The 12,362-nt window shown below is 49.4% G+C and carries 1 protein-coding gene; it reads right to left on the reverse strand.

Annotated features, from left to right (window positions below):
- Positions 1 to 12,343: LamG-like jellyroll fold domain-containing protein (locus GWC95_RS00015; RefSeq protein ID WP_161816621.1), on the reverse strand; the 12,343-nt coding region annotated here is incomplete at its 3' end.
- Positions 12,344 to 12,362: the final 19 nt, after the last annotated feature.

The following is a 12,362-nucleotide window of genomic DNA, read 5'->3' on the forward strand; positions in this document are numbered from 1 at the left end:
TCGCTGCAGGTGCGGTGATCACTGGTTTTTCGGTATCGTTCACAACAATGGTTTGTATTGCTGTTTGTGTGTTACCGTGAATATCTGTTACTGTCCAGGTAATGGTTGTTGTGCCTACGGGGTAATCTGCGTTCAACGCGAGTGCATCGCTTCTTACGCCAACCGTTGATGCCACACCGCAGTTGTCTGCTGCTGCAGGCGCCACGATCGCGAGGGTTGCACCGCATTTGGCTGCGTCGTTGCTCACCGTAATATTGTGTGGTGCAGTGATCGTTGGTTTCTGATCGTCTGTAACCGTTACCGTAAAGCTTGCTACCGATTCATTGCCTGCTGCGTCTGTTGCTTTGAATGTGTTTACTGTTGATCCAACAGGGAACACCGATCCCGAAGGCAGACCTGCTGCCTGAACCATTGGAATGGCCGTGCTCCATGAAAGCGTAATGCTTCCGTTGCCTTCGTTGTATGCCTGTGTATGCAGCACATTGTTAAACATCTCTGCTGCTGTGTAGCTGCTTCCGCCGCCGCCATTGCTGTACGCTCCGCCGCCGCCGCCATACCAGCCACCGCCGCCACCGCCGCCACCAAAGTAGCCTACGGCGCCGCCATTACCGAATGATCCGTTGTCTCCTATATAGTACCAATCGTAATTACCGCCCACACCACCTGCTGATTGTGTACCACCATATGCCGGCTGGTCGTAACCATACGCAAGTTGTCCTTCCAGGCCTCCGCCCGCTCCTCCGCTTTGATAGTAGCCATTACCACCCGCGCCGCCTGCTACAATGAGCCTGCTGTTCAGGTCTGATGCATTTGTGCGTATATCCGTTGCTCCACCGCCGCCACCGAAATACCAGTAGTAGCCGTCGTTATAGCCTGGCGCGCCTCCGTTGTATCCGCCGTTGTATTGCGTGCCTTGTCCGCCAATATTGAGGTACAATACTTGGCCTGGCGTTACAGACATTGTTGCCTGCACCCTTCCTCCTTTCTGGCCGTTGTCTCCGTATTGGTAATAGCCATAGTAATAGTAAGCCGGCCCACCTGCTGCGCCACTCATGTCTACATTGATCGATGTTACACCTGCAGGCACGGTGAATGCCACCGGCGCGCCTGTATAATTGAACACCTGTGATTGTACCGCACAGTTCTCTGTTGCCACCGGCGCCTGGTAATAAACCACTTTGCCACATGAATCCAGTCCTGCAGTTGTTGTTACGTTTGCAGGCACGGTTGTGATCACCGGTGGTTCGTTATCCAATACAGTTACGGTGAATGATTGTGATGATGTATTGTTGTAATCATCCGTTGCGGTAACCGTAACGGTTGTTGTTCCCAACTGGAAGAAGCTTCCCGGTTGTTTGCTGTACGTTACGTTCGCACCGTTGCAATCTGTTGCCGTTACATTAAAGTTCACTACCGCGCCACACTGGCCCTGGTCGTTGTTAACGGTAATGTTTGCCGGAACATTGAATGCCGGCGCCGTTACATCGTTCACAATTACATAGAACGTTGTATAGCTAACGTTTCCTAATGCATCTGTTGCAGTAACCGTAACAGGGTTTTGACCGATGTTGAACTCTGAACCCGATGGAACACTGTATTCGATTGTGATCGGACCCTGTGTGCAATCTGTTGTAACATTTCTTACATCGTATGTTGCAACCGCCGAACATGCATTGGCCGCTGCGTTGATAACGATATCGCTCATGTTTACAGCAGGACCGTTCTTGTCTTCCACCGTTACGCTGAAGCTGCATGTTGTTGTGTTGCCTGCCTGGTCTGTTGCTGTCCAGGTATTAACGGTTGTGCCTATCGGGAACACTGATCCCGGAGGAAGGCCCGCTGTTTGTTTGATGGTGATCTGTCCTGCGCCGAGCTTTGTTCCGTCTACCCATTTCCATCCACCAAAGTTCTGGCTCTCGTCTCCTGGTTCTGCGTAATCAGGATCGCTGTGATCCTGGTATCCGCCCACCCATGTACTTCCGCCGTAAGGTGCGAGGAAGATGTCTTCTTCGTATGTGTTGATCGAAGCAAGATCTGCGCCCAATGCCAATGCATTGCTGCGCGCTGTATGCCACTGCGCACCAAATTGCGACAGGTAATAAGTATGTCCGCCAAATACACCAATGCGTGTGTAATTAGGGATCTGGTTGTTTTTTACTGAATTGAACTCGATGATGTACACCATGTTCGCATCGTACAGATCGTTCCATGTTCCGCTTGCGTAGAACTGGAGGTAATCTTCGCTGCCCCAGTTGTTCGGCTCGCCCCCGTTGAAGAAGTTGAATGCCGATCCGCTGCAGTTATCCGTTGCCGTTGGCCTTGCATAGCTGAAGTACGCTCCGCATTGCCCGTCTGACGGAATGGTCACCGATGTGATGCAATTCATCACCGGCGGTGTTACATCTTTGACGATCACCGTTTGTGTTTGTGTTGATGTGTTGACGCCATCGGTAAATGTCCATGTAATGGTATATGTTCCCTGTTGGTCAAATGATGTCCTGTCTGTGGTGGTACCTGTAACCAGTCCCGCGCAATTGTCCATTGCGGTTGGCCCTGCGCCCACTGCTGCCGAGCACTCGCCGGTAACCGTTGGTAATGTTGCCACGGTTGGTACCGGCGCTAAATTGTCTGTTACCGTAACGGTAAAGATGTTCAGCACTGTTCCGCATGCGCTGTTCGCAGAAACGGCTACCTGTGTAACGCCTTTGTTAAACGTTGCACCGCTTCCGGTTCCGGTTCCGCTGCCGGTTGTGGCGCCCGTGAATGTGTAGGTAACCGAAGGTGCCGGTACGCCATTTACACTCAATGGATACGTTACCACCGCGTTACAGCCATTGGCCGGTGCGTTGGCCGCGATATTGCTGCTGGCGTTGGCAAAAACAGGCGCCGCGCTTTGTATGGTAACAATAGCTGTTGCCGTTGCTGTATTTCCGTTTACATCCGTTACGGTAAGCGTTACGGTATTGTCGCCGCTGTTGGTGCAGTTGAATGTTGTTTTATCAAGACTATACGATGCAATACCACAGTTGTCTGCAGATCCGTTGTTGATCTGCGCAGCAGTAATACTTACGGTTCCCGATGCAGGAATGGCAAGTGTGATGTTTTGCGTATGAACAACCGGTGCCGTATTATCCACCACCGTTACAACCGCTGTTGCTGTTGCAGGTGTTCCGTGGTTGTCTGTAACCGTTAATGTAACTGTGTTCGCGCCAATATTTGCGCAGCTGAACGATGTTTTATCGATGGCGTAAGATGCGATGCCATCGTTGTCGGTAGATCCATTGTTGATCTGCGCCGGTGTAATAGTAACCGTTCCGTTTGCACCGAGGTAAACGGTAATGTTTTGTGTGTGTACCGTTGGTGGCTGGTTGTCTATAACCGTTACATCCTGCGTAGCAGTTGCCGCATGCTCATTGCCATCGATCACCGTCCAGGTAACAACGGTTGTTCCGATAGGGAAAGCAGCAGGCGCGTTATTGGATACCGACAACACGCCGCAATTATCCGCTGTTACCGGTGTGCCCAGGTTTACATTGGTTGCCTTGTTGCTGTTGAGATCGGTATTTACAGTAACTGCTGCCGGCGCTGTAATGGTTGGGTTCTCTGTATCCGCTACAGAAACAGTGAAGGTGCAGGTTGCTGTTCCGCATGCATTGGTAGCACTGATGGTTACGGTGGTAACGCCTTTGTTAAACAGTTGACCGCTTCCCGTACCCGCTCCGTTTGCAACGGTTGCACCGCTGAACGTATAGGTTACATCCGGCGATGGTAAGCCTGCAACAGCAGCCGTATAATTCACGTTTGCGCCGCAAAGGCCCGCTGCGTTGCTGGTGCTGATATCCGAAGGACAAGCGCTGAACACCGGCGTTGTGCAGGTAATGTCTGCTTTTACTGCAAAGCTGTAATTGCTTTCATCGCAATCATCGTTCACAATGGTGATCGTTGAAGTGCTCAATCCCGGTGTATTGGTGCTGAATGTTACAACGAATGTTGCCGAAGCGTTTGCCGCGATGGTTGCAGGCAGCGTTATGCCGCTCACCGCAAACAGGGCATTGCTGCTGTTCACTGCTGAAACATGCAGCGGCGATGAGCCTGTGTTTTGTATGGTGAATATTTTAGCAGTAGGCGTGCCTATCACTGCATCGTTGAAATCTGTATGATCCGCAACCGATGGCGTGGCATCGCCGCTTGCAATGGTTGTATTGTTTCCTGTAATATTTATTTCTGTTGATGTTACCGTTACGTGTTGAACTGCGGTAGATACATTTCCGTATTTATCGGTTGCCGTCCACGTTACATCTGTTGTACCAACCGGGTAAACGGCTGGTGCATTATTGGTAATCGTTGAAAGACCGCAGTTGTCTGCCGTTGCCGGTGTTCCCAGGGTAATACCCGAAGCACTTAGCGATCCGCAGTTCACCGCAGATACTGTTACATCAGCAGGAGCCGTGATGGTTGGCGGAAGGTCGTCAACCACTGTAATGGTTGCCTGGCCCGTAGTTGCATGGCCCGCATAATCCGTTACGGTAAGTGTTACTGTATTTATCACCGATGCCGATACGGAAGCGCCTGAAGTAACCCATGTCGGGTTGCTCACAAAGCTTCCCGAAGGTGCGCCGCTTACTGTGTTGCCTGCTGTGGTTCCGCTTCCTTCGTTGAATTTGTAGTATCCTTTGAACCCTGTTTCTGTGCCCGATGCGCATCCTTTGTAAGAGTTGGCGATGTCGGTTGCGCTTCTTGCAAAGTTCCAGAACTTAACTTCATCGATCGAGCCGGTGAAGTAAGGCGTTGAAGGGAAGTTGTTATTTGTATAACCGATCTGCGTGGTAAATCCGCTTTCACTAAAATAATCCACATCAAGGTTCGTTGACGATGCCCTTGATACGCCATCTACATAGATCGTACAAAGATCCTGCGATCCCGATACGTTCTTCTGAACAGAAAGTGCGATGTGGTGCCATGCGCCATCGTTGTAGGTATCTGTTGTTTCGAGTACGCCATAGAAGCCTACATCAAAGCAAACCTTGCCATCGCGGATGAACAGTGATTTTCCACCCTGCTGCCATGCGCCATTCGGGTTGGTCGTTTTGGCAATGATGGTTCCGTTGCCAGATGTTTTGATCCATGCCTCCCATGTAAAGTCTGTTCCCTGCGCTGCATAGGTGGTGCTGTTCACGTTCACATAACTGTTGCCGTTAAAAGCAAGCGCCGTACCTGAGCACTCTGCAACGGAAGTGATGTTTGCGCATGTAAAGGTTGTTTTATCAAGTGTCATACCCGCTATTCCGCAATTGTCTGCTGATGCGCTGTCTACCATAGCCGGCGTAAGCGTTGCCGTTCCGTCTGCACCAAGGTGAAGCGTAACGTTCTTCGTGATCACGGTTGGCGCTGTATTATCGGTTGATCCAACGGTTACCGTTGTAAGTGTGCTTGAGAGGCCACCCGCATCCAATACGGAAACAACGTAATTGCCCGCTGCAAGGTTACTGAACACATTGCTGCTGCCATAAGTAACACCGCCATTGATTGAGTATGTGTATGGAGGATTAGGGCTTGATGCCGTGATGGTGATGCGTCCATTGTTTTCGTTGCACGCCGGATCAACTTTCGTGGTAATGTTAACCGCATTGTCTTTCACAACAAACGTTACATCCTTCGAGCATCCTTCGGGTGTTGCTACATTATACGTATATGTTCCAGGGCACAATCCTGTTGTTGGCGCTGCGCCTGTGATCTTCCAGTTTTTTACGTCATAACCATTTGATCCGTTGTAATAGTAATCGTAGTGAACGATCGCCGAACGGAACTGTGTTGCACTGCCCTGGTAGCTTTCCGTATAGATCATGCTATAAGATCCGGCGCCTGATGGGCGCATGTAATAATTGATCGTTGCACCTTGTTTTTCTATTTTGAAATCATACCATTGGTTTGCAGCGATGGAACCCAGTCCTGTGCTGTTTCCACCATAACCATAGGTTTGCAATGAACCATAAGAATAACGGAGCGTAAACCCTGCGCCGTTGCTTTGTATGTTGTTCAGGTCATATGGAATGCCTGATCCTGCGTTGAAACCAAACATCACGTCGGCATTGCCCTCAAACTTCATGGTGAACTCAGATGCAAATTTGCCGCCGTTGTCGGTAATGGCATTTTTAAGCGAAACGTTGTTGTTCCATCCGTTGTAGCCATAGTAGTGCGTAGCGTGCAGGCTTCCACCGCTCACCGAATAGCTTCCGTTGGTTACATCGAACAATGTATTGTCGATCGATGTTCCAGGGAAGGAATGATTCAATATGTTAGTGGTCGCATTCAACGATCCGCTGTTTGATGTAAAGGCCACTTTACCATCGCAGTTGCCAAAAGTTGCGTGTGTTACGTTCGCAGTTACCTGGTATTGCGTTGAATCTGTGGTGATCGTAAACGACGCGGATGCAGAACATCCTGTTGCGTCTGTTACGCTGTATGTATAGTTTCCTGCTGCAAGACCCGCAAGTTTTGGTGTGGCAACCGTTTTCCAGTTGCTGGTGGTTGGTGTGCCGTAATAGGTGTAATAGCTATAATACGTCATACCCAATCTCAGGGTAGACGAAAGCGATGCTGCCGACTTGGTAAGCAGCAACTGGTAAGTGCCCGATCCCGACTGGCGATAGTAGTACTTAACCGTATTGCCTGTTTTTTCAACTTTGAAATCGTATTGCGTGTTTGAAGAAATATAGGTGAGGTAATCCTGGTTGTTTCCTGTCCATGCATACAAATTGTTTCCTGATGCCTGGAAACCGAGTTTAACATAGCCCGGGCCGTTGGCATTGCCATTGGCATCCGGTTGCATAAATCCGAAGGCCGATTCGCTTCCCCAGTTGCCTGAAGTAAATGAGAATGTTCCTTCAAAACTCAGGTCGTTATTACCATCAAAGGTTTTCTTTGAAGTGATGAAGTTGTTCCAATCGTTAGTGGAGCCGTTCGAGCCCGACAATGTACCCGCAGACTGTGAAAAGTTACCTGAAACGTTGAATACGCTTGAAAGTTCGTTTGTGAAAGTGAAGTTTGAGCCGTAAACATAAGGCGCTGTACCTCCTGATGGCACCAGGCTCACAGAACCCGATGCACCGTTCAAACAACTTGCCGATGTAACCGTTGCCGCAAGTTTCAATGCGTCCGGCCCGTTGTATACCGGTACAGTAACCGTAGCAGCCGCCTGGCAACCGCCAACGAGATCCGTTACGATATACGTGTAAGTGCCCGGTGCCAGGTTGGTTGTTGGCGGGTTGTTTGATATTTTCCAGTTTTTGCTTTCAAATCCTCCTGTGTAAGTATAGTACGACCTGTAGCTGACGCCAAAATGCAGGCTGCTTTCGCCTGTGTAATTGGAAGCGCTGTATACGAGTGTCCAGCCGCTTTCGGTAGACTGGCGCGCGTAGTAGTTTACGGCGCTACCTTTCTTTTCAATTTTGAAATCGTACCACACATCCTGGTTCACATAGTAATTGCCGATGGCGCTGTAGCTGTTGTTGTTGTGGTAGATAACCAGTGATCCGTTGCTGTAGTAGAACCCGAGTTTAAAATTGTATGGATCGCCGTTGGTTGTTGAGTTGCTCAATCCAAATCCCGCATAGGTTCCCCAGTTGTAACTCGGATCGAATTTGAACGATTGTGTAAGCGTGAAATCGCCTGTTGAAGAAACAACTGATTTTGCAAAAAGCGTGTTGTTCCATTCACCTGCAGGCGGATAATCGCCGCGCGCTACTCCTTTCAATGTGCCGTTCTCTGTGAACGATCCGTAATAAACATCAAATTTATTCTGATCAATGTTGCCGCTGTTGCCTGAGAAAGCGTAATTGAATGTCTCAAAAGAATACTGTCCGCTTCCGCTCGATGCGGTAAGGGTAACTGTTCCATCCGTTCCGTTCTCGCACGAAGCAGGTGTTGCGGTTGCCGTAAGCTTGATCGTTTCCGGTGATGATGATACAGGTACCACAACCGTTGTTGAGGCCGCACAACCTGCCGCATCCGTAACAACATACGTATAAGTACCTGTTGAGAGCGCTGTTGTTGGAGGGTTGTTGCCAATGCTCCAGTTATCGGTAACGTACGCATTGTTGTAAATGCCGTTGTTGATCACGCCCATGCGAACGTTGGGCATGGTGCTGGATGGATACGTCCTGGTATAAACAAGGGTGTAGTTTCCTGAACCTTTCAAACGTGTATAATATTTCAGGACGCTGCCTGTTTTTTCAATTTTGAAATCATACCAGGTATCCTGTTGGTAGTTGCCGCCGATGTAGTCCTGGTAGCTTCCGTTTTCAATCCAGGTATACAGGTTGTTGTAACTCATGTGCCAGCCCATTTTCAGGTAGCTCGGATCGCCATTGGTTGCATTGGCGTCGAAAAGTCCCCACATGGTTTCTGTTCCCGACTGGAATTTGAATGATGTTTCTACAATGATATTGGTTGGTGATGTATATACTTTCTTAGCGCTGAAATAATTGTCCCAGCCATAAGATCCTGAACTTGTTTCAGTCAGCTCACCGTTTTGTGAGAATGATCCGTTGCGTGTATTGAACAATGTGGTGTTGATGGTAGTTCCCGCAAAATCATAACTGTCGTTCAGGTTGTGCGGCAATGTACCGCCCGATGTTGTTAAGGTAACCGCACCATCCGATGTATTGAAGCAGGTAACCGGTGTTGCCAATGCCGCAATCGTTAATGTATTTGGTGTTGTGGTCAGTGTTACCGGTGCAGATGTTGCCGTGCATGTTCCATTGGTTGTGGTTACGGTATAGGTTCCCGCTGTAGAAACGGTGATGGAATTTCCTGTTGCGCCGTTCGACCAAACATAACTGTTGAATCGGCCACCACCGTTGTCTGATGTTAAGGTAACGGTATTTCCCTCGCAGAAAGTGGTTACACCGCCTGCGGTAACTACCGGAACAGGGAACGCATCAACATATACGCTCGGCTGGTTGTTGCCTGTGCAACCCCCTGCCGTGGTAATGATCACCGTATAATAGCCGGTGGTGGATGCTGCATAGGTTGCATTGTTTGCACCCGCAATGTTGTTGCCGTCTTTTCTCCATTGGTACGTGTAGCCGGTTGCGGTCTGTGCATTCAGCAACAGTGTTGCGTTGGGACAGATTGTATTGGCGCCGCTGTAAGTAATGCTTTGATCAGGCAAAGGATTAATGGTAACAACAGCCGTGCCTGTCATCTGTTCTTTACAGGTTATCGTTGTGCTTGCTGCTTCTACGGTATAAGAACCCGCAGAATATTGTGTTCCGAAGCTGATGGCGTTTCCATTACCCTGGATCGTGTTTCCGGTTGGAGCACCGTTGAGGAGGAGTTGATAGCTGACGTCATTCTCAGATCCCGACAAACCAACTTCAACACCATTCGCGTATTGGCAATAAGCGCCTCCGCCCGTTACGTTGAACTTTGTTGGTTTGGCCTGTTCCGCAACGGTTACAGAAGCGGTTGCCGAGCAGCCATTCACATCAGTGATGGTTACGCTGTGCGCGCCCGGGGTAAGGTTGGTTGCCGTTGAAGCGGTTTGCCCATTGTCCCATAAATAGGTATATGAACTTCCGCCACCTGTAATACCAGAGACCGGTGCACCTGTATTGAAGTTGCCCACAAGTGTTGCCGAGCCCGGGTTGCTTTTGTTTACTGTATAAAGCTGGTTGTTCTGGTTGCCTGTTGCTGCGTACAGTTGTCCCGCATCATCAAACATAATATCCGAAACACCGCTGAAAGAATAGTGGCCTATATAGTTTGTATTGCCATTGCTGGTATTTACGGTAAAGAGTTGATTGCCGGTGGTTGCATACAAGGTACCTGTTGACGGCTCGAATGCGATGCCTTCAAACCCGTAATTGTTCGGGGTTACAACAAGCGTGAATTGTCCTGTTGTTGTATTGATCCTGTAGAGATACCCGCAATAGGTCCATCCATACAATTCACCGTTGGCGTTAAAGGCCATGCCTCCGAAAACGCTGCACATGCCATTGTAATTGTAAGGGAGAGATGTGGCAACGCCTGTTGCCGGATCTATTTTATAGACCTTGTTTCCGTCGTCGGTGCCTGCAACGTAAATATCGCCGGAAGCATTTACTGCAATCGCACGGAGATCGTTCACACCCGTATTGCCGATAAAGGTTGTTGCACCTGTTGATTTGTCGATGGTACCAACCCTTCCAGGGTATTCCTGTGTAACAAAATAGGTCTTGTTCGATCCGCCGCCGCCTGTTGCATTAACGGTAGCTGTTCCATTGTTCACACCAAAGCAGGATGGCTTGGCTGTAACCGTTGCAGTGATCGGCGAAACAGTGATCGCATTGGTCTTAGCGGTTGCACAACCATTCGTTGTAACGGTATAAGTGATCACGGCAGCGCCGGCCGACAATGTAGACACCAGTCCTGATGCGTTCACCGTTGCAACCGAAGCATTGCTGCTGCTCCAGGCACCACCTGTTGTTGTGTTGGCGAGTTGCAGGGTTGCGTTCGGACAAACCTTGTTGCCTCCTGTTATGCCCTGAACAACAGGGTATGCATACACGTTTACTGTTGTTGTGGCCGCGATGGTTCCGCAACCCGGAGGGTTGATGCTGTAACGGATGGTTGTTGCGCCCACGCTGTTGGCCGTTACCAAACCGCTCGCGTTCACACTGGCGATGCCATTGTTATCTGAGCTCCATACACCGGCAGCTGTTGCATTTGCCAGTTGAGAGGTTGTTGTGATGCAGAGATTTGTTGTTCCCGTGATCGCCTCCACCGTTGGTGTGGCAACGATCGCGATGTTTGTTGCAGAAGATACGGCCGGGGTGCAACCAAAAGAATTGCTCACTACTACTGTATAGGCTCCCGCAGACGTTGCCGTGTAAGACGAACCAGTGGCGCCGCTGATGTTAACACCGTCTTTCTGCCATTGATAAGTCAACCCTGTTCCCGTGTTCGCATTCAATTGAAGCGCACCTCCTGCACACATATTCGTTCCCTGCGGTGCAGCAATGCTTGCTGTCAATGGCGCATACACGCCGCACGACGCGCTTATTTTATTGTCTACCCATGTTGATGCGGTTCCGGTTAATGTAAACCCGCTGAGTGTTCCCGTATTGTTGTTTGATGTTGCGTCTGCGAGTGTGGTGATCGATGTATTGTCTTTGTTGATCTGCCCCTGCGAGAATTTATAATAAGCGATCAATCCTGTTTGCGTTGCGGTATTGAGCTGGCAGTCTTTGGTTGATTTTACTTCGCAATCAGGCAAGGCCCTGTTGAAGATCCGCAGTTCATCCACGTCTCCCTGGAAATACTGGTTCAATGCGCTTGCTGTTCTTGCACCAATAATTACGTTGCTGGTATTGCTTACCGCTGTTGCGCTTGCTGTTGCGGTGGCTTCCTGTATGCCGTTGATATAGAGTGTTGCGGTGGTGCCGTCGTAGGTACAGGCAACATGGTACCAGGTGCCTGAAACGGCGGCAGTGGTGCTTGAAAGATCGAATGAGAAATTTTTGTAGATGAATCGCCATTTGCCGCTTCCATCCAAACCGGAAAGATAATCCAGGTTGCTGTTGCCATTGTCTTTCGAAATAACCCAATGCGAATTGCCATCCACCAATGTTGGTTTTGCCCAATATTCGATGGTAAAATTGTTTCCCGATAAATCGAGCGCCGTTGTTCTCGGAATGCTTACGCGGTCGTTCGATCCATCAAAATTCAAAGCACCCGCAGGAATGCCGGGTGTGATCTTGAATACTTCTATTTCGGTAATAAACCCACTGTAAAACTCCGTGCCGCTCAAACCCGGGCCGGCGAGTGCCGTTGCTGCATTGTAACTTCCCTGTGAGCTTCCATCAAGGGTAGAATAGCTGTAAAAATTAATGTACCCATAGCTCATGTTATCATTTATGTACAGATCGTGCCCACCGCCAAAGGTTGGGCCATAATCTGGTGAACCATAAATAGAATAGTTGCTGTTCGGGTCATAGTTGCTGCCCTGGTTTCCTTTTTTTGAGGTAGTGAGGTTGAACAAAAATCCTGCACTGGCATGGGTGTAATTCCAGTTAGACTGCCAGGCAGCGGTGGTGTATCCTCCAAACACCGTTCCATACGATGTTTTGATGAGGGTAACCGTAGGCCCCTGGTTGTCGCAACGGCTGTGGAACGCATAAGAGCTGGCGCCGTCGCGCGTCATCCGGTACAAAAGCGTTCCGCTTACACTGTTGTTCAACCAGGTGCTCATCTGGGCATCCTGCGCTGTTGTAGCAATGTTGGAGCCCGTAAGAACCTGTCCTGAAACAGTTTCTACCAGGAAGATGGCGATGATGCTAAGCTGGAGTAAAAATTTTTTCATACCAAAAATTGAAAAGGAA

The sequence above is a fragment of the Sediminibacterium roseum genome, assembly GCF_009939005.1.
Taxonomy (GTDB): Bacteria; Bacteroidota; Bacteroidia; order Chitinophagales; family Chitinophagaceae; genus Sediminibacterium; species Sediminibacterium roseum.